Here is a 25,560-nt window from a genome sequence, read left to right on the forward strand (position 1 = left end):
GATACAAATAAGAACCGTCCTCCAAATTAGCTGAAGGACGGTTCTTTAACGTGGTTGCTTTATTTTTCTTTAGCCATAGCCTCAAATGACGAATCAGCAGCTTCAATCGTAGCTTCGATATCTGCATCCGTATGTTCCGTTGTCAGGAACCAAGCTTCGTATTTGGACGGTGCGAGGTGTACTCCACGGTTCAGCATATGTTGGAAGAAGGAAGCGAATGCTTCTCCATCCGTATCCTGAGCTTCCTCATAATCCGTTACTGGATGATCGCAGAAATGAGTGGAGAATGAACCGCGAACCCGGTTAATTGTCAGTGGAATTCCGTGACGATCTGCAGCTGCCTGGATTCCCTCCGTTAATTTAATAGTGAGACGTTCCATCTCTTCATATACTCCTGGCTGGGAAAGCACCTCAAGGCATGCAATACCTGCTGAGATAGAAGCTGGGTTCCCTGCCATAGTGCCTGCTTGATAAGCAGGTCCAAGCGGAGCCACTTGTTCCATCACTTCTTTTGAACCGCCGTATGCGCCGATCGGAAGACCGCCGCCAATGATTTTACCAAGAGCCGTAAGGTCTGGCTTAATAAGATCATGGTTATCAAGCCCTGCATAAGTTTGCGTCGAACCATAGTGGAAGCGGAATGCGGTGATGACCTCATCATAGATAACGAGTGCTCCGTGATCATGTGCCAGCTTGCAGAGGCCTTCGAGGAAGCCTGGTTTTGGCATAACCATTCCGAAATTCCCGACGATTGGTTCTACCATGACAGCAGCCACATCATGACCCCACTTTTGCAGTGCTTCTTCAAGTCCGCTCAGATCGTTGTAAGGAACTGTGATCACTTCTTGGGCAATACTCGCAGGAATCCCTGCGCTGTCTGGTATGCCAAGAGTAGAAGGGCCAGAGCCTGCCGCCACAAGGACGAGGTCCGAATGGCCGTGGTAGTTCCCCGCAAATTTTATGATCTTATTACGTTTCGTATAAGCCCGTGCTACCCGGATTGTGGTCATGACCGCTTCGGTACCTGAGTTCACAAAACGAACTTTATCCATGGAAGGGATTGCTTCTTTTAGCATTTTGGCTAATTTGATTTCGAGCACGGTAGGAGTACCGAGAAGCGTACCATTGGAAGCTGCCTCGGTAATTGCTTTGGTGATGTGCGGGTGAGCATGACCCGTTATGATGGGGCCGTATGCCGCAAGGTAATCAATATATTTGTTATCATCTTCATCGTAAAAATAAGCACCTTGTCCGCGTTTCATAAAGACAGGGGCTCCGCCGCCTACTGCTTTGAATGAGCGAGAAGGGCTGTTTACACCGCCGACAATATGTTCAAGTGCTTCTGCATAATACTGCTCCGATTTGGAACGATTCATTTGTATTCATCCTTTCTTTGAAGCAAGTCACCACAAGAGTATGGTATGTACAATGGAAAAGGGCAGCCATCTGCTGCCCTTACCAAGTTCATATCTATTATAACATCTCCCTTTTGTGAAACCATAGCTCTTAGGAAGAGTCTTTCGTATTATTCTTCTCCGCTGGCTGACTTATCAACCGTGGATTTGCTATCTGGTTCAGTTACCTGAGGCTCGAGGACTTCTTGGACGTATGATTTAAGCTCTTCCTGATCTCTCACGGTAAGGACAGCAGCGCCGCCAATTCGCTCTTCAACAAGAAGTTTCATAGGAGGAACTTGTTCGCTCCCTTGCATGCTGCTCTGATAGCCCACAGAGGCCAGCTTCCACATGTCGTTAAGGGTTAGGTTGGTATCAATGTAAGGATTCACTTCATTAAGAATGGAAGGCAGTTTAGCTATAGAAGTTGTTGTTTGCATCTTATCGGCAATGGCTTTCAGGAGTTCACGCTGACGTTCTGTACGAGAGAAATCGGACAAGGCGTCATGCCGGAATCGTACATACATCAGTGCCTTTTCACCATCAAGATGCTGCATTCCTTGCTTGAGATCAATATCATACTCATGCTTATCTGCTTTACTTGTATATTTCATATCTTTTTCGACTTCAAAATCAACGCCCCCAACAGCGTCAACGAGCTCAATAAAACCTTGGAAATCGGTATATATATAGTACTGAATTGGTATCCCCAGCAGATCACCTGCTGCCTGCATTGCTACATTGGGGCCATGGGTAATTGCCGTATTAATTCGATCTCTTCCGTATCCAGGGATGTCTGTATATGTATCACGCAGGAGAGAGAATAGAGATATTTTTTTGCTGACTGGGTTAAGGGAGGCGACAAGCATGGTATCTGAACGAGGGATCTCCCCTTCTGTTAGACCTCTGGCATCTACACCCATAAGCAGGATGTTAACAGGTTCTTTACCTTCCCATTTTGGGGGATCGGGGGTGATTTCCTGATCTACCTTCTCTACGTTGTAAAAAGGAGAATTCTCTCCTTCTTTGTTCAAATCTTGTAGTTCGTTAACAACAGAAGTAAAATAATAAACTGCGAGTACGGCGGCAGTAACAACGATTACTGCGAGAACCATCCATACGGTTCGTTTCGTCTTCCTATTCATGTAACGCTCTTCCTTTCCATCTTATGGAATGAAGCCAGTTAGGGCTCTGGCCGTTTGACTGCCTTCGTAAAAGTAGTGTGGTATAATTTTGGATAAATTAACACATATTTCATTTGACAACTTTCATTATAATTTTTTTTATGGATACAATCAATTGATAGAAATACGATAACTTTAAAGGAGACTGACATCATGAGTATAAAGATCGGTTCAGAAGCACCAGATTTTGAGCTAAAGGGCACGGGAGATCAACTTTTGAAGCTGTCTGATTTTCGGGGAAAGCGAGTCATATTATATTTCTATCCGAAAGACATGACAGCGGGCTGTACAGATGAAGCGTGCCAATTTCGAGATGAACACACCTCATTTGAAGCGTTGAATACAGTCATTATAGGAGTAAGTGGAGATTCCATAAAACAACATGAAAAGTTCATTGCGAAGTACAATCTGCCGTTCATTTTATTATCGGACGAGGACCATAAGGTTGCTGAATTGTATGGTGTGTGGCAGCTCAAAAAAATGTACGGCAAAGAATACATGGGCATTGTGCGTTCGACATTTGTTATTGATGAACAAGGCATACTTACGAAAGAATGGCGGAAAGTGAAAGTGAAAGGTCATATAGAAGAAGCACTGGAGTATGTTAAACAAATGTAGTCTGTGAGATATAGTACGTGTGTTAACATCAAGACCGGCTCATTAGGAGTCGGTTTTTTTATTTGCTTACTCATTCATCAACCCTGACAGGAGAAAGTGAAACGCTTGAATTATAAATATATTCACCTATAAATCTCTTTTTTTAAAAGCACTCAAAAGTAGTCTTTTTTATAAGAAACCCTCATAGACTGAATATATAAATCTTAAAAACTATGAATCATTCATTCGTATAAAGATCATGGGGGCGAAGCGATATGAGAAGAATAGGTAAACAAAACAGATGGAAAAAATTCAGTTATACAGTAATCGCAGGCTTTATTATTCTTTTAGCGGTGGCTCTTCAAGATAAAGGTTTTTTATCAAACGTCGTGAATTCTCAAGCTGTGTATATAGATAATGAAGTGGGCTCTGCGAGAATAGAAACAGTATCAAAAGTAGTACATACGGGATTAACTAAATCTACGGTTCACTCGAGTCTAGAGCAGGCCGTCCATACGCAACCAGTAAATTCAGCTTCTTTGACTGCCCAAAAACAAGAAGCTGATCTCGTTCAGTCCAGTTCGAAAAAAGCAACAGTTCCAGCAGCGAACACGGCAGTAAACAAAGTGTATTTAACATTCGATGACGGACCGGGAAAGTATACGGAAGCTGTTCTAGATATTCTTGAACAATATGGAGTTCCCGCAACATTCTTTGTATTAGGAAAGCAAGTCGAAGTGTATCCTGAATTAATTAATCGCATGCATGAAAAAGGATATGTCATTGGGAATCATACTTATGACCATAAATATGATAAACTGTACGGCTCTTTCCCTGATTTTTGGAAACAGATTAAGCAAACAGAGGAAGCAGTTAGGCGGATCACAGGAGAGCGACCTCAGCTTGTTCGGGCTCCCGGGGGAACCTACGGCCATTTTGATACCACTTATTTTGAACTCATGAAACAAGCAGGTTATGTCGTTACCGACTGGAATGTGGATAGTGGAGATTCACTAAAAAAAGATGTGCCTGCTAAGGAAATTATTAAGAATGCAACAAAGTCAGCAGTGAGTGGTAATCGAGTCGTATTACTGCATGATGGAGGGAGCCATGCGGAGACGGTAAAAGCGTTACCTGCCATCATTGAATATTACCAAGCGCATAATTATGAATTTAGAGGCCTGAATCCTGCGGAGAAACCCGTTCAGTTTCAAGTGAAAAAGCAAAATTCTCAAGAAAAGGTGATTCAGCCAAGCAAAGAATGGATAAATAATCATATCACTGAGAATGCTGCTCTATTTGGTACAGGACCTTCCCTTGTGATTGAAGCAGGGAAACTTGTGACAAAGCTTGCGCCTGGTGAATATCAAGAAGTTGAAGGCGAACTTCTGGTTCCGCTTCGAGTTCTTGTAGAGCGATATGGGGGTACAGTGAAGTGGAACGGTACCGATCGGTACGCAGCGGTTAAATGGGCTGGGAATGAGATTACAGTAGATCCAGCACAGCAACTGCTTGACTCAATAGAAGGCCGAGTAGAGATGAGATCGGGCTCTCTATGGGTTTCCCTTCGAGATCTTCTTTCTGCCGCAGATTATAAGATTAAGTCGATCGATCGGAATCAAGCTGAATTTATTATAAAAGCGAGCTAGTCTGCGTATTGGGTTCAGTGATATTACGTATTCAGTTCAGTGATATAGGAAAGATAAATGTTGCTGCATGAGTTAGAAGAGTTTTATAAATAATTCTTGACTATAAGCTTTGATTTTTATATGTTTATTACACGGTTTAGCTGATCATCATATCAGTTAAGCAGGAACGTGTTTAAAGGGGAGTAGCTGTTACAGCAAAGTCGTCAGTTCGGGAGAAAATCCCCGGCTTTGTTGGCAACCATTCGTTGTTAGCGAGACCTTTACCACACTCTGTGGTAGAGGTCTCTTTTTTTGTTGGAGACCTTTGCCAAGCCGGCAAGGTCTCTTTTTTATTTTATTATTTTAGGAGGATGTTTTTATGGATTTACTCTTAGAGTATGGTTGGGTACTTCTTGTACTCATTGTACTAGAAGGGCTGCTTGCCGCAGATAATGCGCTAGTCCTTGCCATTATGGTGAAACATTTACCAGAAGATCGACGTAAGAAAGCTTTGTTCTATGGTTTAGTGGGGGCCTTTTTCTTCAGGCTCGGATCCTTGTTCCTGATTTCCTTCTTGGTTGACGTTTGGCAGGTACAGGCGCTTGGTGCGATCTATCTCTTGTACATTTCCATTAACCACACCATCAAGCATTTCCTTAAAGGAAAAACAAAGACGGACGAGGCACAAGATGCACCGAAAAAGCCTAAGAAACAATCTGGCTTCTGGATGACCGTATTCAAAGTAGAAGTCGCGGATATTGCTTTTGCTGTAGATTCCATTCTGGCAGCTGTTGCTTTGGCTGTTGCACTGCCTCCAAGCGGACTTCCGAACATCGGCGGTTTGGACGGAGGACAGTTCATTGTTATCTTCCTCGGCGGATTTATCGGACTTATCATTATGCGTTTTGCAGCAACCTTCTTCGTGAAACTTCTGCAGCAACGTCCGGGCCTCGAAGTTGCGGCATTCCTGATCGTAGGCTGGGTAGGGGTTAAGCTTGCAGTGATTACGCTGGCACATCCGGATGTTGGCTTAATTGATTCACACTTCCCGCATAACACCATTTGGAAAATTTCATTCTATTTCGTCCTTGTAGCAATTGCTGCACTCGGATGGTTCCTTTCTTCTAAGGTAGAAGTTGAGGGCAGCGAGAATGCGATTAAAGAAGTCGAAGAACAACAACCGGCAAAAGATACAGACACGTCCAAGTAATCGAATAACTTGCTTATCGAATAACGTGCTAATAGTAAAGTCTGGAGATTCCCTCCAGGCTTTTTTTGTTTTGTATCTCGATGTCTATTTACTCTATGTGAGGGGAATACTAGCAAACATAGAATAGAAACCAGAAGAGTAGAAATAAAGTTGTTGAAAAACGAGTAATACTGCGGATACAGGAGGGATGCTGGCCATGGAATATATGAAGTCTAGTGATTATGCTGCAGAGCTGCTTGAGAGAGTGACTGAGCGGGTAGAGAGCGTCATTGTAGGAAAACGGCGAGAAATTAGGTTTATTCTCATCGCGATGCTGTCGGGAGGACATGTGCTGCTAGAAGACGTGCCGGGTACGGGGAAAACAAAGCTGATTCGCACACTCGCTTCCTGCCTTTCTGCGAGTTTTGGCCGAATTCAGTTTACGTCTGATGTGTTGCCTTCAGATGTGACAGGAACTTCTGTATATAAACCGATAACGGGAGAATTTGAATACCGTCCGGGTCCGGTAATGGCTAACATTGTTCTTGGGGATGAGATCAATCGTGCTTCGCCTCGAACCCAGTCAGCGCTGCTTGAAGCGATGGAAGAGAAGAGTGTTACTGTAGATGGGGCGACTTATGCACTACCGAGGCCTTTCCTGCTGATGGCTACTCAGAACCCGTTGCAATTTGAAGGCACTTATCGTCTTCCGGAAGCTCAGCTCGATCGTTTTCTTATTAAATTAAGTCTCGGATACCCTGGTATTGAGGAGGAGGTCGAGATTATGAATCGGCAGGAGTCAGGTTCTCGATCTCTCGTCAAACCTGTCATGTTAGCGGAAGAACTTGTTAAGATGCAGCGTGAAGTGTCTGGTGTCTTTGTAGATCCTGTAATCAAAAAATACATTGCTGAATTTGCGGCAGCATCACGCAAACATAAAGACCTTTTACTCGGGATCAGCCCGAGAGGAAGTCTTGCATGGATGATTGCTTCTCAAGCCGCCGCTTACCTGAATGGCCGTTCTTATGTCATTCCTGATGATTTAAAGGAAGTTGCTTTGCCTGTCTTAACTCACCGAATTCGTACCCGATATGAGATGGTGCAATCTTCCGATGCCGAACGTATCATAGCGGACTTGTTGCAGCACATCCCTATCCCTGTACCGTCCTCAAGAATGAGGGGGTGAGTTTATGTGGAGAACCGTAATCAGTCCGCTGATTATGATTATACTTACGAGCCTTCTCTTTTTTCTATATCAGATTCAGGGCGGAAGGACTCTGCTATTCCTGTTGGTATCTTGTATGATCTTGATCTGTTACGGTGTGTTAGCTCAGTTTATCGGTCCTCGGCATGTCCACATAACAAGAGAATTTCGACCGGGCAGAGTGGCGGCAGGCGAGAGAGCAGAAGTTAGAATTCATGTCAGCATAAATAGCTGGCTGCCTTTATTGTGGTTAAAGATTGAAGAAGAGGCCGCTCCTTTCAAACATATTCATATTATTTTTCCACGCAAACGCAGCTATGAATGTTCTTATTCCTATCATCTAAAAGCAGTACACCGGGGAGTGTATGCTTATGAACACTGTAAAATCACATGGGGAGATGCATTCGGCTGGTTTACATGCAGCAGACGTGTACATGCGCCGGGAGAGCTGATTGTACACCCTTCCTTCCACCCGGGTCATCCGGGATTAGAAGAAGGTTACGGAGAATCGCAGCATCCGCAGCACACCCGAAACAGTCTGGTAGAGGAGTGGAAAGGGTATGAAGTGAGGGAATATACCCCTCGTGACGGATTTCGTTTTATACACTGGAAAAGCTCTGCAAGAAAAGGGAAACTTCAAGTTCGTATCCCAGAAAAAAGTGTGGCTAATAACATATATCTTTTACTGGATAATGGAAAAGACTCATACACGCATAAGGGAAAAGAGCAAGGAAATGAACTGTCATGGCAAGCCTATGATTCAGCAATCTCATTATGTGCAAGTATGTTAAGGGATGCATATAACAAAGGAGAAACGCCTGTAATAGCCACTTATGTTGTCCAATCGGGGAGAGCATCGTTCCAAGGGGAGATAAACACGAGTGAAGCGGTATTTTCAAATGGGAAATTGCTCCGTCAGTTGGATTTCTTAGCCCGGTTGGAGCCAGGAGAAGGGTTACGAAATACACGGGACCTCTCCATACCCGCAGGGACAGAAGTATATATGGTCACCGGCAGTTTAAATGAGCAAAATTCAAAGCTGGCTAGGGAGCTGAATACACAAGGAGTACGTGTTCGACTCTATGAAATGACAGATTGGAAACAGGAACATAAGACACATCAAATCAGAGAAAACTCGTTAGCGGCAGAGCTAGAGAAAGAACAGATTCGGGTGAAGACGATTGCTTCATTCTGAGCTTGTCCAAAGGATAGAGAGGAGGAACACGGGTGGAGACAACAGATCTAAATGTAAAGGGAAAAGGATATATCGAACCTTGGTTATACCGCGTTGGCATCTCTTTTCTGTTATATATCATGTTTATGGAGTGGCTCATGCCCGCTGGCTTCGGAGAGCAGACCGACATTCCTGCATCGATGAGGGTCATGTTCCTCCTTACGGCAGGGCTCCTTCTGGTCGGCAGTCTGCATATCCCTCTACGATACATGATCTTTTTAAGAGCAGGTTGTGCCCTGTTTTTTTTATGGTGGATGCTGGTCCCCTCTGCGGGAGAGAGCTGGGTATTTAATTATATCTATACGCTTCAAAGCGATATCGCAAGCTGGGAGAGATCAGGACATTTTCGGAATGTGAGTGAAGAAACAAGAGCGGTCTTCGTTGTGTTCGGATGGACGCTTTTTGTGACCTCTGTTCAAATGCTGGCTATTCAGCTTCGGACCGTGCTTCTATTTGGTGTGGTTACGATTGTCTATTTACTCTGCATGGAATTGCTAAGCGGTATCTATTCCCCAGGCGGGATGATACGTATGATTTGTTGTTTTCTTTTAGTACAATCCCTATTGCAAATGCCAAGATTAGTAGGGACATCAAAAGTACTGGTAAAGGATAGAAAATCTCATTTGATCTGGGCTGGGACAGCGATTGGGACAGTGCTTGTAACGACGATGATGACATCCTCTATTGCTTCTGCAATTCCTGCAAAAGCAGAAAATAAAGAAGTCCTGACAAGGATATGGGACAAGATCTCCGAGTGGTCGAGTGCTGACACGAAGACGAATGCAGTACCTGCTTTTTCAACGACAGGGTATGATCCGGCAGGGAGAGACATGGGAGCTCCGCTTATTCAGAGTAATACCGTATATTTTACGGCCACAACTCCTGTTCGGGCATACTGGAGAGGTCAATCTCGCAGCATCTACGACGGGAGAAGCTGGAAGCTGAATGAATCAGCAGGTCAATCCTTTGAATATATCAGTACTGGGCAGAGACTCAGAGAGGACGAGATTGAAGAGAACCCGTATTTTCGTATCGTAAAACAGACAATTAGTCTTAAGGAACCTGCTAAAGGCGGTTCTGATATTTTTGTAGGCGGGGTCCCTCTGCGATTATCGTTCAGAGATCGTATGGGAGACGGTACAAAGAAGGAAAGTGGATTAACAGGAAACGGTAACGAGTCTGACTTTCCATACATATGGAGTGATATATCTTCGGGGAATGTAAGATTTGATGATAAGCCAAAAGCACAGCCGATTCAGCATTATAGTATGGATGTACTGATTCCTGTACAAGACAAAACAGTGCTTCGTAAAACGGTGGGAGAAGATCCCCCTTCGATCCAGAAGACCGATCTTCAGCTTCCATCTAGTCTACCTGAAAGGGTCACGAAGCTGGCGAATTCAATAACTAGTGATACAGATACGCGTTATGACGCGGTCATGGCTGTATCGAATTATTTAAAATCGAACTACACGTATACACTAAATACTCGTGTTCCGGCAGTAGATCAAGATTTTGTGGATGATTTTCTGTTTGTAACCAAGAAAGGGTATTGTAATCATTTTTCTTCAGCCATGGTGATTCTCCTGCGGAGTAAAGGGATCCCTGCAAGATATGTACAGGGGTTTGCTCCAGGTCAGCAAGATGAACAAGAGCCGGACAAGTACACTGTTACTCAAGGGGATGCACATGCCTGGGTGGAAGTGTATTTCCCGGGAGCCGGATGGTTTCCATTTGAAGCCACACCTGGCTTCGATCCGGCAGCTGAACTGCAAGCGGCATCTGCTGCTGATGAACCGAAAACGGGGGCTATGAAAAATGGCGAGTTTGCTATAGATCTGAGTCAGTTGATGACTCTCTTTCAGACAGGGCTGAGAAGCATTGCTCAGCCGAGTACACTAGCATGGTCTGCAGCAGCGGTGCTGTTGCTTGCAGCAGTGATTACAGCGGGGCATGTTTACGGCCCAGTTATACAGCTCCGGCTTCGGATGATTTGGCCGCGCCGGACCTTTCCAGACCGAGAGCGCCTGCTTCACATCGGTGCTCCTGTATGGGACATGCTCGCTAAGCGTTATGGTGAGCGGGACAGCAGACTTACGCTGCGGGAATATATCGCAGGGCTGCCTGTGGAAGAGGACGCCCTGCGTGAGGAAGTGCGGCAGTTCGCCAAAGACTGGGAAACGATGGTCTACAGCCCGGCAAGTCCTTCCCGAGGAGAGAGCATCGCTTTTTTACAGAGTTGCCTGCGTATGGCAAAAGTTTTGTGAATGATTCCCTTAAAAGTAATAAGTAGAGATGGTGATCATACCATCTTTTTCAACATACTTTTTTTTACAATATTTTATTAATAAGAAGAACGCGAGCTTTCCTTGACGTCAGGTTTTGTCGGCAAGTATAATTAGTCTCATTGAATTGAGGGAGGCACGGTAATGATAAAGCCAAATGAAATTGTTGTTGTTCTAGATTTCGGGGGACAGTATAACCAACTAATTGCAAGAAGGATCCGCGATCTCGGAGTATACAGCGAGTTGCTTCCATATAACACACCTGCTGAGAAGATACGTGAACTTGCACCAAAAGGGATCGTATTCTCCGGTGGACCATCCAGTGTATACGCTGAGAATGCACCGCATGTAGACCCTGCTGTTTATGACTTGGGATTGCCGATTTTCGGTATTTGCTATGGTATGCAGATGATGGCCCAGCAATTAGACGGTAAAGTAGAACGTGCTCACAAACGTGAGTATGGTAAAGCAGATGTATTGTTTAACGAAGGATCTGACCTTGTAGCAGGTCTTGAATTGAATCAAACGGTATGGATGAGTCATGGAGATCACGTTGTTTCCTTGCCTACAGGTTTTAAACTTGATGCAGGAACAGAAAGTGCTCCAATTGCAGCAATGAGCCATCCAGAACGTAAATTTTATGCAGTTCAGTTCCACCCAGAAGTACGCCATTCCTTGAATGGTAATGATATGATCCGTAACTTCCTATATAACGTGTGCGGTTGCGAAGGCAACTGGAGCATGGAGACTTTTATCGAAGACAAAATCAAGGACATCCGTGAACAAGTTGGCGACAAAAAAGTGCTTTGTGCCCTCAGCGGCGGCGTTGATTCTTCTGTAGTAGCAGCACTGCTTCACAGAGCAATCGGCGATCAACTTACTTGTATGTTTATCGACCACGGTCTTCTTCGTAAAGGAGAAGCAGAGAGCGTAATGGAAACTTTCGTAGGTAAATTCGATATGAAAGTGTTTAAAATTGATGCTCGTGAACGCTTTATGTCCAAGCTTGCTGGAGTAGAGGATCCAGAACAAAAACGTAAAATTATCGGTAACGAATTTATTTACGTATTTGATGAAGAGTCCAGCAAATTCGATGATTTCACATTCTTGGCACAAGGAACACTTTATACAGATATCGTAGAAAGTGGTACAGCTACAGCTCAAACGATCAAATCTCACCACAATGTCGGCGGACTTCCTGAGAACATGAGATTTGAGCTTATTGAGCCGCTGAACGCACTCTTCAAAGACGAAGTTCGTAAAGTCGGTGAAGAATGTGGATTACCAGAAGAGATCGTATGGCGTCAGCCATTCCCAGGTCCGGGTCTAGCAATTCGTGTACTTGGCGAAGTAACAGAAGAAAAACTGAAGATTGTTCGTGATTCTGACTACATTTTGCGTGAAGAGATTGCTAAAGCAGGTCTTGACCGTGAAATTTGGCAGTACTTCACCGCTCTTCCTAACATGAAGAGTGTAGGGGTTATGGGCGATGCTCGTACGTATTCCTACACTGTAGGTATCCGTGCAGTAACATCCATCGACGGTATGACAGCAGACTGGGCACGTATCCCTTGGGATGTGTTAGAGAAAATCTCTGTTCGTATCGTTAACGAAGTAGATAACGTAAACCGTATCGTTTATGATGTAACTTCTAAACCGCCTGCAACGATCGAGTGGGAATAAGAACTGTAATCGCTTGAAGCCTTGAAAACACTGGATTTTTCGAGTGAAAAAAAGGCGACTGATAACAAAATGATAACAGATTGATAATTTTAGTAAAAAATTGACCTGTCTGAGGGTAAAAATTCAGACAGGTCTTTCTTCTTTTTTGGGTCTATTTGTTGTTCTTTTTCACAGTGCTTTCTGGATAGTTGTATCTCCACTGATTGTACTCTTCTTCTGTGATCTCCCCTGATTCAAATCTTGCACGCTGCTCATGCCATTCATAAAGCATTCTGAATAGTGTGACATATGCTTGTCCTCTTTCTTTTTCAAGCTTCAAGCTAAGGTCGCCATCAGCATAATCAACATGAATGCCATACATGTCTTCTAGGGCAAAAAAAGTATGCATAAGCCCCTCATAAGAATCTATGTCAGGAACCGTCAGAGACTGAGGAGAAACTTCGAATATTTCTGCCAGCTGATCGATAAGCTCTTTTTTCGGTCCTCTTACGCCGTTCTCATATTGTGACATTCTTACATGTGCTGACTTCTGGGGATAACCAAGTTTCTCTCCCAAATATTCCATTGTCATTCCGTGCAGCTTACGGAAATGCCTGATTCTCTCGCCTGTGGCCATGTGTATATCCTCTCTTTCTAACTAAGAAATACTATAACAAAAATGCTTACATTTATCAATGCGAATTGAGAAAGTCTGGAAATTTTACTGGCTAGTGGTCGTTTTTTACAAAGGTAGGTAATATCTAGACGTAATAAAAAATAGATAATGTAAACAAATTTGTTTATTGACTCAGTAAAAGTATGGGTATATAATGTGAAATGTAAACAAATTACGTTACATTAAGTAATTTGGAAAGGAGGAAAAAGCATGTCAGCAAAGATTTTCATGACAGCCAGCGAAGTCGCTGCAGAATTAGGGGTTTCAGAATCTTTTGCATACAAAGTAATGCGAGAGATGAACAAGGAACTTAAACAGAAAGGTTACTTTACTATTTCAGGTAAAGTCGATCGGAAATATTTTCATGAAAAATTTTATGCAACAAAACTAGAAGAGAAATAGCAGGAGGTGAACAATTATGTCAGTTTTCAGAAATGAAGACAACGGAACATGGTATGCAATGGTTCGGTATGATGACTGGACTGGTAAAAGGAAGCAGAAAATGAAGCGAGGCTTCCGTACAAAGAGGGAGGCACTTGCCTGGGAAAGAGAGTTTCTACTGGAGAAACAGGCAGACCTTGATATGACATTTGAAAGCTTCTATGAACGTTACAAGGCTGATGTGATACCAAAGATAAAGCACAATACATGGCTTACAAAGCAGCACATTATAGAAACTAAGATTTTGCCGTATTTTAAGGGGCGTAAAATATCAGAGATTACACCGGCTGATATAATTGCGTGGCAGAATAAGATGAGGGTCCAGCCTGACCGTTACGGCAAGCCGCATTCTAAGACGTATCTGAAAACCATTCACAATCAATTAAGTGCAATTTTTAATCATGCATACAGATACTACGGGCTCAAGGTGAATCCTGCAAGAAGAGCAGGTAATATGGGCTCAGAGGAAACAGGGGAAATGCTTTTCTGGACAAAAGAAGAATATCTTAAATTCTCAGATGCAATGATGGATAAGGACTTATCCTTTTATGCATTCGAACTTCTCTACTGGACAGGAATCCGTGTAGGAGAGCTGCTGGCACTCACGCCATCAGATTTTGACCTTGAAAACAGGAAGCTTCATATAACCAAGTCATATCAAAGATTAGAAGGTAAAGATATCATTACTACTCCTAAAACAAAGAAAAGCAATAGAACCATTATTTTGCCTCAGTTTCTTGCAGATGAAATTGGAGACTATATCAGCAGCTTCTACAGTATAGAACCTGATACAAGGCTTTTTCCTGTGACAAAGAACTTCCTGTATCACGAAATGAAAAGAGGCTGCAAGGAAACAGGGGTAAAAAAAATCCGTGTACATGATTTACGCCATTCCCATGTGTCGCTGCTTATTCATATGGGATACTCAGCACTTGCAATAGGCGCCAGAGTTGGGCATGAAGCAGAGAACATAACCTATAGATATGCTCATTTGTTTCCAACTGTGCAGACGGAAATGGCAGAAGATTTGAACGTTGAAAGGAGCAATAACTATGTCGGAGAAAAGCCTGGACAAAAAAGGTAGATGGAGAAGTGTCACAGTCGGATTTCGGGTTTCTCCAGAGGAAAACAAGCAGATTGATACAATGGTGGGCTTATGTGGTATGACAAAGCAGGATTACATTACAAGCCGCCTTCTTGAAAGGGATATTATTGTAAATGGAAACCCGAGAGTGTTTAAGGCACTGAGAAATACGCTTTACGATGTACTAGAAGAACTAAAACGGATAAAAGCCGGAGACGAAGTAGAGGATGAGCTTCTTGACACAATTCGAATGATTTCTTGGATTATGGAGGGCTTATCACATGAAGCTAGATAAAATAAAAGATCGCTTTATTAACCTGTGGCAAGGCAAAGCGATCCTAAAGACACGGCGGTCTTCATATAACACACATATTCTATCATTAAGACTGCCTGTAATCAAACTATAAATGGAGATTATGGAGGCAGATATGAATAACAAACAAGCACTTGATGCAAATGTCCCGAAAAAGCTTAAGAAATACGGAATTTTCTGCTGCTGGAAGTACGAAAAGAGAGACGGCAGAATGACTAAAATACCATACAATCCAAACAACGGAAACAACGCTAAAAGTAATGATAAAACGACATTTGGTTCATACGATGATGCAGTAATAGGCATGAAGGAAATGGGTTTTGATGGCATCGGCATCGGCGTATTTGACAATGTGTGCGCCATTGACATTGATGACTGCGTATCGGCAGATGGAAGACTGTCATATCTTGCAGAAGACATTGTCAAGATCATGCAGAGCTATACAGAGTACAGTCCCAGCGGTGAGGGCATTCACATTCTCTTTACTGTGGATAATTTTGAATACGATAAAGACTCTTACTACATCATGAATCGAAATAAAGGGCTTGAAGTATATATAACAGGTGCCACAAACAAATACGTCACAGTTACAGGAAACAGAATCGGAATCTATGAACTAAAGGACTGCACACAGCAGCTGCAAATCGTTTTGGACAAGTATATGAGAAGAGAAAACCCTGTCGTAAATGGGGAAATTGCCGTAAATGAAAAATTCGCCGCAAATGATGGACTACCGGAAAGAGCTTTCAATGCCAAAAACGGACAGAAATTCAAAAAACTGTATTATGGTGACTGGTCAGGTTACGATTCACAGTCTGAGGCCGATCAGGCACTGTGCAACCTTCTTGCATTTTGGACAGGGAAGAATCCTGAGCGAATGGACGAGCTTTTCAGAAGTTCCGGTTTGATGCGGGATAAATGGAACCGAAAGCAAAGTGGAAGCACATATGGCGAAATCACAATACAAAAAGCATTGAAAAGCTGCACTAAAATAGCACCACCCTATGCAGGAGGCATAGATGGTGAATCAGAGTTTCCACCTATAAAGGAACTGAGTACTGAAGAATACGATTTGCCTACTTTTCCGGTAGAAACCCTTCCTCCTTTTATCGGTGATTATGTAAGGGCGGTTTCAGAGCATACTCAGACATCTCCTGATATGGCAGGTACAATATCTCTTGGTGTGCTTGCCGTGTGTCTTCAGGGTAAATACCGGATTGAGGGCAGCCCGGGATACTATGAACCTCTCAGTTTGTACACTGTGGTCATAGCCGAGCCAGGAGAACGGAAGTCTAGCGTTATGACGGCCATGACCGACAGTCTTTATGAGTATGAGGAAAAGTACAACAAAACCCATTTAAAGGAAATGCGTGAGAATAATCTCCAAAGAGATAAACTGGAGCAGCAAATAAGCTTTTGCGAGGAAAAACTGAAAAATAAGGACGATGAGGAACTGGAACGTGAAATCCTGAACATGCAGGAGAAGCTTGACAGCATCCCTGAAATAAAGCCCTTAAGACTACTTGCAGATGATGCATCCGTGGAAGCTTTGACAAGTCTTCTTGCCAATAACAACGGAAGAATAGGACTCATATCTGCAGAAGGAGGAGCCTTTGACAACATCAAAGGACGGTATTCACAGGTACAGAATATCGATGTATGGCTGAAAGGGCACTGCGGTGACCCTATTTTGATAGATCGATTAGGACGGATAGAAGAGAAAATACGTCATCCACATTTGTCTGCAATTCTTGCAATTCAGCCTTACGTTTTAACTGAAATCATGTCAGACGAAAAACTGGGTGGAAGAGGACTTCTTGCAAGGTTTCTATACTGTTCTCCACCTACTTTTGTAGGTAAACGGAAGTTCGGAGCTCCAGGTATTCCTGAGGATGTGAAAGATGAGTATAAGAGACTGATTGGTAAACTTGTAGACATTCATGCAGGAGATGAGCCGGAGACTCTTAAGCTATCACCGGAGGCCATGGAACGAATGGAAATATTCTTTGCTGAGCATGAAGCATATCTTAGTGGAGAAGGACAGATTATTGCTGAATGGGCAAGCAAATACATTGGAGCGGTTTTACGGATTGCAGGTTTGATTCATGTGGCAAGCGAAAGCAATGACTTGATTGTATCGGGAGAAACAATTGATAAGGCAATTGCCATAGGAAGATATTTTCTTGAACACGCAAAGTTTGCATATGCTCTTGCAGGAAATGACAAGACCCTTAAAAGAGCAAAATTCATTTTGTTGAAGATTAAAGAGCGCGGAGAATCCGCTATTAAATTGTGGCAGCTGGATAAAGACTGCAGAAACAAACTGTTTAAGAATAAAGCTGATATAAGGGAAGCACTGCAGCTTCTAGAAGAATGCGGATATTTGAAAGTAATGCATCCGGAAGTTGTCGCAGGTCCGGGAAGAAAACCTGATGATTATGTTAAAGTCAATCCTCTTGTCTTTGAACTAGACTTTTAATTTGCGCCATTGTGCCATTTTTTCCAAATCCCCCAATTACGGCAGGGGTGTTAAGAAGGGAGACAAAAATGACAGAGCAAGAAAGGGAAATATATCTAAAGGGATATGCTAATGGTAGAAAAGATCTATGCAAGTACTTGCGAGATGCTTTTCACAGGAATGAAGCGAAAGCAGATGAGGAAAGTGGAAAACCAGAAAATCTTCGTGTATCTTCTTTTTACCGAGGAATGTCATGTGCTTTTGGACAATGCAGGATGATAGTTCTTGATGCCGATTATGACATCACAAAATTTAAGTCTATCGATAGATAGCAAGCACTGCCTCCTGGTGCCAGTCGGCGGGTTTCAGGGGCTTTGGCCCCTATGACCCCGGCTCCGCATCAGCGGAGTTGCTTGCGCAAGAGGCTTCGCCTCCAGGTGAAAAAGGGAGTGATTTCACATATGGGAAAGAGATTAAATCTACGAATGGAAGATGAAATCTATGAGAAAATCAAAGAAAATGCAGAAAAAATCGGTCTATCCATGAACAAATATATTATCCATGCAGCTGCAGATCCTGTGATTATAAGGTATAACTACGATGCTGTTAGAGAGCATTTAAAGGAAATACAGGGAATCCACAATGATATTTTAGAGTTGATTGGACATATTGTGCAGGAAGAAACTGTATTTATGGCTGATATGGACAAGCTTTACAGGATTGCAGACAAACTTTTAGAGTCTGAAAAGTCTCTTTTATCCGCTTGTAAAAAGGAAAGAAATGTAATTTTAAAGATAATTTCAGGAGAAAAATCGTCATGATTTGCAAGATTTGGCCCATAAAATCAGGTAAAAAGAGTCTGGATCAGGGCATAAAAGCATCAATAAAATACATAACTGATAAGAAAAAAACAGAAATTCAGTATGATTTTGATGCTGAAAACAGCATGAATGATGTCTCTTCCGCACTCAGATATGTAAAAAATGATGAGAAAACAAAGAAAATTTATGTCTCCGGATATATGTGCAGCCCTGAAACTGCAGCTGAAGAGTTCGCTTTTACAAAGATGATCAACCTATCAAACATCGGAAAAGAGCTTGAAGATGACAGTGAAAACCAGGCATTTCACATTGTTCAGTCTTTTCCAGACAATCTTGATATATCAGATGAGGAGGTTCATCAGTGTGGAATTGACCTTGTGAAGAAGCTTGGAAAGTATCAGGCAGTGATTGCATCCCATGTGGAACCAGTCATTGGCAAAGACGGAAAGGTTCACGGCAAGGCAAAACACAATCATATCCTGATAAATTCACACATGAATCCAGAGTTTATTGCCCATGATAAGCCAGAAAAAATGAAATATCATGACTGCAAAGCGACATACCAGGAGCTTAGAAGGCTTAATGATGAGGTCGCAATTGAACACGGACTGCTTGTAATTGAGTCAAAACCACCAGGAGGAAGTAAATCCTGGTATGAATATGAGGCAGAAACAGAGGGAAAGAGTTGGAAAAAACAGGTGAAGGGAGATATAGAAGCAGTCAAAAAATGCACTTCATCATGGGCAGAATTTGTGAAACTAATGGAAAAATACGGTTATGAAATCCATGATGGCAAGCATGAAACATACATTACACCTGATAATCACAGAGTCAGAGGAAGCACTTTAGGTGAGTTATATACTCGGAAATCTCTTGAGGCATACTGGGAATGGCGCAGGAAACTAGAGTACGGATCGGATAGAAACAATCAGTATGAAGCAGAAATAGAGGAAGAAGCGCTTAAAAATACTCTTAAATATCTAGCTGATGCAGGTGCACAGTCTATATATAGGCCTTCTGGATGGACTAGTTCTAAGTCCAATGAGCAGTATTTTGTCGGCCTTTACGATGAGGATGGAAACAGAAGAACACTCCTTGAACAGATTTTCATTCTTGCATATGTTGTAATAATAGGCGAATCTCCCGAGTATCTGGCATCTAAAGTGCTCGAAACAAATAATGAACAGGAAGAATTCACTCTTTCTAAAGAAACAGAAAGAAGACTTGCTGATATTAAGTCAGCCTTAAATGCAGTAAGAGAGGAGCATATTTCGACTGAAGAAGAACTTTCTGAGAAGATAAACGAGCTTGGAAAACAGATTAGCAGATTAAAAAGAAAGATTAAAGTCAACGATGAAATTAAAGAAAAGATGCTCCCAATTGCTGATTTAGTGGCTGTGATTGGTGTGGAAGAGGTATCTGAAGAGAGAATTAAGACCATTAAAAGAGAACTATTAAAGTATGATATTACTACTGACGATGAAATTGAAAACTTCAAAATGCGTTTTAAAGAATGCAAACGACTTGAAACAGAGTTCCCTGGACGATTACAAAGAATGAGCGAACGCTATACCAAGCTTAAGAAAGCTGCTCATCAGCTTGAACTGGCGAAGGACAGGGACTACTGTTACGGCCTGAAAAAAGAGTATGAAAGTTACGAGATTATGAGATAAACTGGATTGGAGAGGGGATGTGGTGCACATCCTCTTTTATATATGCTGTGATTTGATCTTAGATGGGATATGATTTACTAGGAAATATATGGAATACACAGAATATTTGTCGTAAAATTATTCTAATATAACATTTAGATAAATTAGAAGTTGTGGAGGTAATTATCAATGAGAAATATTTACGATAATAGTGAATTTTTTGCCGCATATGCGGAAATGGGAAGAAGCAAAGATGGTCTGGAAGCTGCTGGAGAGTGGCATCAGTTGCAACCGTTATTCCCTAAATTACAGGGAAAAAAAGTTTTGGATTTAGGATGTGGTTACGGTTGGCATTGCAAATATGCCGCACAAATGGGAGCTACTGAAATTCTTGGTATTGATAGTAGTCAAAAAATGATTGCAAAAGCAGTAGCTGATAACTCTGATGACAAAATCAAGTATAAAGTTTGCGGTGTTGAAGAATACATTTATCCTGAAAATACTTATGACCTAGTTGTTTCTAACCTGGTACTGCACTATATCGAAAATTTAGCTAATGTTTATCAAAAGGTGTATTGCACATTAAAAGTAGGTGGGTATTTCCTATTCAATATTGAACATCCGACTTTCACCGCAGGTGTTAATGAGGATTGGATTTATGATGAAAATGGGGAACCTAAATATTGGCCAATCGACAATTACTATTACACAGGCGAAAGAGAAACCAATTTTCTTGGTCAACGAGTAATTAAACAGCACCACACATTAACGCAGATATTGAATCCACTTATAAAATGTGGTTTTCAAATTGAGGCTATTGAGGAAGCAATGCCTCCGGCAGATATGATGGGTATGCCGGGAATGTGTAATGAAATGCGTAGACCTATGATGTTGTTGGTTAAGGTTAAAAAGGTTTAATAAACAACTTCCAATTTGATGAATTAAAATAGATGGCAATTGATGGAGTAACAAGTTGTATGAAAATTCGAGAAGTTAACAAAAATAAAAAGCAGTTTATATCATTATTGTTATTAGCTGATGAACAGGAGAGCATGGTTGATCGCTATCTTGAAAAAGGAACTATGTATGTACTTGAAGACAATGATGTAAAAGCTGAATGTGTTGTCACCGATGAAGGTAACGGAATACTTGAAATCAAGAATATCGCAGTCAATCCGGAAAATCAGGGAACGGGCTATGGCAAAGCGCTAATTGATTTTCTTGTCAGTAAATATGCAGATGAATATTCTGTTTTGCAAGTTGGAACAGGTGACAGTCCATTGACGATACCATTTTATGAAAAATGTGGATTTGTCCGTTCTCACAAGATTCCCAATTTCTTTACTGACAATTATGACCACCCAATTTATGAGAGCGGTGTGCAGTTAATAGATATGGTATATTTGCAAAGACATATATAACTTCCAGTTTGTGCAAGAATAATTATACTGTAAAACCTGAATGTCGGCATTCTCTATATTCTGTTTAAAATGTAATACGAATTATTATGCTTGAAGTGTTGCACACTCTCAGTTTAAAGGTACTGTAAATTACCGTGTAAGCGAGAGAAACCGAATTCCAAGCTATCGCGTGATTGATAACAAAATGATAACAGAAGCAAATGCACTGGAATAAAAGACGATAATATATGTAATACGAATTACATATACAAACCAAGTCAAATCACTTAAGCAAAAACGTTTACATTGCACAAGAGCTTTTTGAGTGGGAATAGGATAGGAACATTTTTATAAAAATCAAAACCTTCTATTTGCTTATACAGCAAGTAGAAGGTTTTTTTTGTGTACAACTTGCCATACAAGTTTCTGTATAATGGACATTTTTGGTCAAGCTTAGGGATAAAAGTATAAGCACTACGAATTCTGTTTATGATAAAAAGGTGAGTAGCTCATGATGATTCTTCGTGTAATGACTGGTTGTGAAGATACCATTTTACACGGATCTATCATGAGTATTTTAAATATGTGAGAAGTTTCACATTGACAAAACAACTTTTATGAAAGTGCTTGCAAGGAATGAAAAGTTATGATAAATTGAACTTGTATAAAAAACATACAAGTTATACAAGTTAGACATGTTGTTCTAACCAGCATAATTATCTATAAAGGAGCAAAAGAAAATGATGACTACCAAAGAAACCCCTCATATTAAACCAAATGGAGTAGAAATAGCTGAAACGATTCTGTTACCTGGAGACCCTCTAAGAGCCAAGTTTATTGCTGAAACCTTTTTGGAAGATTACAAATGCTTTAACGAAGTAAGAGGAATGCTCGGGTATACCGGTACTTACAAAGGGAAAAAAATATCTGTAATGGGTACGGGAATGGGACCAGCGAGTATGGGGATTTATTCTTGGGAATTAATCAATGTATTCGGGGTTAAGAATTTAATTCGAATTGGTACTTGTGGTGCGATGCAAAAAGACATCGAGCTATATGATGTTATTTTTGGTATGGGAGCTGCAACAGATTCCAATTATGGTCATCAATTTAACTTACCAGGACAATTTCCATTAACTGCTTCCTTTGAACTTTTAGAAAAAGCGAAGAAAATCGCAGATGATAAAGGTCAAAAAGTTCATATTGGTAATATTTTATCAAGTGAAATTTTCTATAATGCAGATCCAACAGCAAATCAAAAATGGCGTGACGTTGGAATCATGGCCGTTGAAATGGAATCTGTAGCACTTTACTGGAATGCGATTAAAGCAGGTGTAAATGCGCTTTGTATTCTAACGGTGAGTGATCACCTTATTACAGGAGCACAAACGACTCCAGAGGAACGCCAAACTGCATTTACGAACATGATGGAGATTGCATTAGAGTTAGCGTAAACGGTTCTTTTTGATCCATCTAAAAATATAAATAAGCCTCCTTCACTTTACGGTTTGGTTGTGAGTGAAGGAAGCTTTAAATAGTGAAATACTTAATCAAATGCTAAGTAAGATAGTTAATTAAAAGAAAAAGTTTACTTTTATGCAGATGATGTAAGCGCTATTATAACATCTTTGTTTATGCAGCATGAGATACTTGGAGGTATATTATGAATAGTTCAGTTGGAAAACCGGTAGTCAACATGGGGAAAATCGTTCCGGTTATATTACTTTTAATGATCTTTTCCATCGTTATCGATAACTCATTTAAGATCATCTCCCCAGATTTAGTTGATTATTTTGGTGTATCCGCAAGTACGGTAAGCTGGCAAGTAACGCTTTCAGGTTTAGTGATTGGTATCGGTGCAGTTGTGTATTCATCTCTATCTGACTCGATCAGTATACGAAATCTACTAACGGTAGGTATTTTATTAATTTGTGTAGGTTCTTTACTCGGTTATATTACACATGAGAATTATTGGTTGATCGTTTTTTCTAGAATTATTCAGTCTGCCGGTTTAGGTGCGACAGAAACGCTGTATTTGGTGTTTATTACTAAATATGCAACCGAACAAGAACAGAAAAAGTATATGGGATTTAGTACAAGCAGCTTCCAGCTTGCTACGGTTATTGGTACATTAACCGGCGGGTTTGTTGCGACTTATCTGGCATGGCAAAACTTGTTCCTAATTCCGCTGCTTAGCATTATATTACTGCCATTCATTCTTAAGAATTTGCCAAAAGAAGAGAAAAAGAAAAATAATGTAGACTTCTTAGGTCTTATTATCGTCGCAGTGATTGCTACTTCAATCATGCTGTATATGTCTTCTTTCAACTGGGGACTTTTCATCCTCTTTATTGCAGCTGTGATTGTATTCTTACTTTATATCAGCAAAAATAAAAATGCTTTTATTACAATTGATTTCTTTAAAAACAAACAATTTCTATTTGGATTAGTTGTGGCGTTTATTCTTAACTCTCTATACGCTGCTTATGCACTGAATACGTTGTCGTTCCTGCTAACATCTGTATATGATATCCATCTGGATAAAGTCTCCCTACTGTTCATACCAGCATGTTTACTAGCAGCAGGTGTTGGAGCTCTATCTGGTAAAATAGGAAAATTCTTAGATAGTAAGCAATGTGTTTACTTAGCGATTAGTTTAATTATTATTAGTTTATTACTTGGTGTCTTCTTTATTAAAATGTCCATCGCCGTATTTGTTGTATCGCTTATTTTATTCTCTTGTAGCTTTGCACTGCTATATGCACCACTTATTGATATTGCTATTAAAAAAGTGCCAACAGAAAAATCGGGTACGGCTTTAGGTTTCTACAATTTGTGCATCAATATCGCAATGTCCGTTGGTTTCACATACTCAGCTCTATTGATCGACAAGAAAGATTTACAATTTGGATTTTTGAGATTTGTAACAGAGGAAGGAACGGCATTAAACTATAGTAGTATCGTTGCTGTTCTTGCGGTAATTGCGGTACTGGCTATCGTATTGTTTTGGATTTTGTTGGGTCGCAAATCAGAGAGCCACACTCAAGAAACTAGATAAAGGAAGCGAGTTAAATGAAAAAATTTAAACGTGTGCATTTGGTCGTAATGGATTCTGTGGGAATTGGAGAAGGAAAAGATGCGGCAGATTTTAATGATGTTGGTTCCCACACTCTCTTACACATTGCCGAACATATGAACGGATTAAATCTGCCTAACTTAGCCAGATTGGGTCTGTCCAATATTGAAGAAATCTTAGGTGTGCCAAAAGCCGATAAACCTCTTGCCTATTACACGAAATTACAAGAGAAATCAGTCGGCAAAGATACAATGACAGGTCACTGGGAAATCATGGGTCTTAATATTGATAAACCGTTTAATGTGTATCCAAATGGATTCCCAGACGAATTAATCAAACAGATTGAAGAGGTAACTGGACGAAAAGTAGTTGCGAATAAGCCTGCAAGTGGAACAGCCATTATTGATGAATATGGCGAACATCAAATGAAAACAGGGGATCTGATTGTGTATACATCTGCTGACCCGGTTCTGCAAATTGCAGCTCATGAAGAAGTCATTCCACTCGAAGAGTTATATGATATTTGCGAAAAGGTACGGGAGATCACAAAAGACCCTGCTTATTTAATCGGTCGGATCATCGCAAGACCTTATGTAGGTGAACCAGGAAACTTTACGAGAACATCTAACCGTCATGACTATGCATTAAAACCATTTAATAAAACCGTCATGAATAGTCTGCAAGATGGAGGCTATGATGTAATCGCCATTGGAAAGATCAATGATATCTTCGATGGTGAAGGAGTTACGGAATCCATTCGTACGAAAGACAATATGGATGGTATGGATAAACTGCTGGAAGTCATGAAAAAAGATTTCACTGGAATGAGCTTTTTGAATCTAGTTGATTTCGATGCCTTATACGGTCATCGCCGTGACCCAGAAGGTTATGGAAAAGCACTAGAGGAATTTGATAAGCGATTAGATGAAGTATTCGACTCACTCCGAGAAGATGATTTGCTAATTATTACAGCTGACCATGGAAATGATCCAACATTCCCTGGCACAGACCATACTCGTGAGTTCATTCCTGTCTTGGTATATTCCAAGCAATTAAAGGATAGTGGAAAATTACCTGAAAATGATACATTTGCTGATATTGGTGCAACCATAGCAGATAATTTTGATGTTCATATGCCAGATTACGGTGAGTCTTTCTTACAATTTCTTAAATAAGTGATTACTTTGTATAAACCTCCAAAAACCTTTTTTTTGGAGGTTTGTATGCTATATTTGGAGAAGAAAATGACATTCCTTGTCGTC

The 25,560-nt window shown here is 41.1% G+C and carries 23 protein-coding genes; 20 read left to right on the forward strand and 3 right to left on the reverse strand.

Features of this window, described 5'->3' with window-relative positions; translation table 11 throughout:
• Positions 1-59: 59 nt before the first annotated feature.
• Positions 60-1,376: a glutamate-1-semialdehyde 2,1-aminomutase gene (locus tag QPK24_RS02945; RefSeq protein ID WP_285746029.1), complete on the reverse strand. Its 1,317-nt coding sequence runs from the start codon at positions 1,374-1,376 to the stop codon at positions 60-62.
• A 149-nt stretch (positions 1,377-1,525) separates the two neighbouring features.
• Positions 1,526-2,539, reverse strand: coding sequence for an LCP family protein (locus QPK24_RS02950; RefSeq protein ID WP_285746031.1), 1,014 nt, complete (start codon positions 2,537-2,539; stop codon positions 1,526-1,528).
• Positions 2,540-2,731: 192 nt separating this feature from the next.
• On the opposite strand from QPK24_RS02950, the gene bcp reads away from it, so the two are divergent.
• The 7 genes from bcp to guaA all read left to right on the forward strand — a co-directional run bounded on the left by bcp (position 2,732) and on the right by guaA (position 12,398).
• Entirely contained in the window at positions 2,732-3,196 is a 465-nt protein-coding gene (gene bcp, locus QPK24_RS02955; RefSeq protein ID WP_285746033.1) for a thioredoxin-dependent thiol peroxidase, read from the forward strand.
• Between the two features lie 254 nt (positions 3,197-3,450).
• Entirely contained in the window at positions 3,451-4,824 is a 1,374-nt protein-coding gene (locus QPK24_RS02960) for a polysaccharide deacetylase family protein (protein WP_285746035.1), read from the forward strand.
• Between the two features lie 358 nt (positions 4,825-5,182).
• Entirely contained in the window at positions 5,183-6,013 is an 831-nt protein-coding gene (locus QPK24_RS02965) for a TerC family protein (RefSeq protein WP_285746037.1), read from the forward strand.
• 196 nt (positions 6,014-6,209) lie between these two features.
• Positions 6,210-7,178, forward strand: coding sequence for an AAA family ATPase (locus tag QPK24_RS02970; protein ID WP_285746039.1), 969 nt, complete (start codon positions 6,210-6,212; stop codon positions 7,176-7,178).
• A 4-nt stretch (positions 7,179-7,182) separates the two neighbouring features.
• On the forward strand, positions 7,183-8,391 hold the full coding sequence (locus QPK24_RS02975) for a DUF58 domain-containing protein (protein ID WP_285746041.1): 1,209 nt from the start codon (positions 7,183-7,185) through the stop codon (positions 8,389-8,391).
• 32 nt (positions 8,392-8,423) lie between these two features.
• A complete protein-coding gene (locus QPK24_RS02980; RefSeq protein ID WP_285746043.1) occupies positions 8,424-10,697 on the forward strand; it encodes a transglutaminase-like domain-containing protein in 2,274 nt (757 codons plus the stop codon).
• Positions 10,698-10,859: 162 nt separating this feature from the next.
• Complete coding sequence (gene guaA / locus QPK24_RS02985; protein ID WP_285746045.1) at positions 10,860-12,398, forward strand: glutamine-hydrolyzing GMP synthase; 1,539 nt, start codon at positions 10,860-10,862, stop codon at positions 12,396-12,398.
• A 151-nt stretch (positions 12,399-12,549) separates the two neighbouring features.
• Here the strand turns inward: guaA and QPK24_RS02990 are convergent, their stop codons facing one another.
• A complete protein-coding gene (locus QPK24_RS02990; protein ID WP_285746047.1) occupies positions 12,550-13,014 on the reverse strand; it encodes a helix-turn-helix domain-containing protein in 465 nt (154 codons plus the stop codon).
• Between the two features lie 249 nt (positions 13,015-13,263).
• Here QPK24_RS02990 and QPK24_RS02995 point away from each other — a divergent pair, with 249 nt between their 5' ends.
• From QPK24_RS02995 to deoB, 13 genes are all read left to right on the forward strand, one after another.
• Complete coding sequence (locus QPK24_RS02995; RefSeq protein WP_285746049.1) at positions 13,264-13,455, forward strand: DNA-binding protein; 192 nt, start codon at positions 13,264-13,266, stop codon at positions 13,453-13,455.
• A 16-nt stretch (positions 13,456-13,471) separates the two neighbouring features.
• A complete protein-coding gene (locus QPK24_RS03000) occupies positions 13,472-14,578 on the forward strand; it encodes a site-specific integrase (protein ID WP_285746051.1) in 1,107 nt (368 codons plus the stop codon).
• Positions 14,547-14,873 (forward strand): plasmid mobilization protein, encoded by a 327-nt coding sequence (locus QPK24_RS03005; RefSeq protein ID WP_285746053.1) that lies wholly within the window; start codon positions 14,547-14,549, stop codon positions 14,871-14,873. The genes QPK24_RS03000 and QPK24_RS03005 overlap by 32 nt, the downstream gene beginning before the upstream one ends.
• Positions 14,860-14,985, forward strand: a complete 126-nt coding sequence (locus QPK24_RS03010) for a hypothetical protein (RefSeq protein WP_285746055.1) — start codon at positions 14,860-14,862, stop codon at positions 14,983-14,985. The genes QPK24_RS03005 and QPK24_RS03010 overlap by 14 nt, the downstream gene beginning before the upstream one ends.
• 21 nt (positions 14,986-15,006) lie before the next feature.
• Positions 15,007-17,370: a phage NrS-1 polymerase family protein gene (locus tag QPK24_RS03015; RefSeq protein ID WP_285746057.1), complete on the forward strand. Its 2,364-nt coding sequence runs from the start codon at positions 15,007-15,009 to the stop codon at positions 17,368-17,370.
• 68 nt (positions 17,371-17,438) lie between these two features.
• Positions 17,439-17,681 carry a hypothetical protein gene (locus tag QPK24_RS03020; protein WP_285746060.1) on the forward strand — a complete coding sequence of 81 codons (243 nt, stop codon included), beginning with the start codon at positions 17,439-17,441 and terminating at the stop codon, positions 17,679-17,681.
• 129 nt (positions 17,682-17,810) lie between these two features.
• Positions 17,811-18,170 carry a plasmid mobilization protein gene (locus QPK24_RS03025; protein WP_285746061.1) on the forward strand — a complete coding sequence of 120 codons (360 nt, stop codon included), beginning with the start codon at positions 17,811-17,813 and terminating at the stop codon, positions 18,168-18,170.
• The gene (locus QPK24_RS03030) at positions 18,167-19,843 is read left to right on the forward strand and encodes a relaxase/mobilization nuclease domain-containing protein (protein ID WP_285746063.1); all 1,677 of its coding nucleotides are present in this window, start codon (positions 18,167-18,169) and stop codon (positions 19,841-19,843) included. The genes QPK24_RS03025 and QPK24_RS03030 overlap by 4 nt, the downstream gene beginning before the upstream one ends.
• 168 nt (positions 19,844-20,011) lie before the next feature.
• Positions 20,012-20,740, forward strand: a complete 729-nt coding sequence (locus QPK24_RS03035; protein ID WP_285746065.1) for a class I SAM-dependent methyltransferase — start codon at positions 20,012-20,014, stop codon at positions 20,738-20,740.
• Positions 20,741-20,799: 59 nt separating this feature from the next.
• Entirely contained in the window at positions 20,800-21,243 is a 444-nt protein-coding gene (locus tag QPK24_RS03040) for a GNAT family N-acetyltransferase (RefSeq protein ID WP_285746067.1), read from the forward strand.
• A 722-nt stretch (positions 21,244-21,965) separates the two neighbouring features.
• On the forward strand, positions 21,966-22,676 hold the full coding sequence (deoD, locus tag QPK24_RS03045) for a purine-nucleoside phosphorylase (RefSeq protein WP_213536158.1): 711 nt from the start codon (positions 21,966-21,968) through the stop codon (positions 22,674-22,676).
• Between the two features lie 209 nt (positions 22,677-22,885).
• On the forward strand, positions 22,886-24,280 hold the full coding sequence (locus QPK24_RS03050; protein ID WP_213536147.1) for an MFS transporter: 1,395 nt from the start codon (positions 22,886-22,888) through the stop codon (positions 24,278-24,280).
• A 14-nt stretch (positions 24,281-24,294) separates the two neighbouring features.
• On the forward strand, positions 24,295-25,473 hold the full coding sequence (gene deoB / locus QPK24_RS03055; protein ID WP_285746069.1) for a phosphopentomutase: 1,179 nt from the start codon (positions 24,295-24,297) through the stop codon (positions 25,471-25,473).
• The last annotated feature ends 87 nt before the right edge of the window (positions 25,474-25,560 follow it).

Origin of the sequence: Paenibacillus polygoni (genome assembly GCF_030263935.1) — a bacterium.
Taxonomy (GTDB): Bacteria; Bacillota; Bacilli; order Paenibacillales; family Paenibacillaceae; genus Paenibacillus; species Paenibacillus polygoni.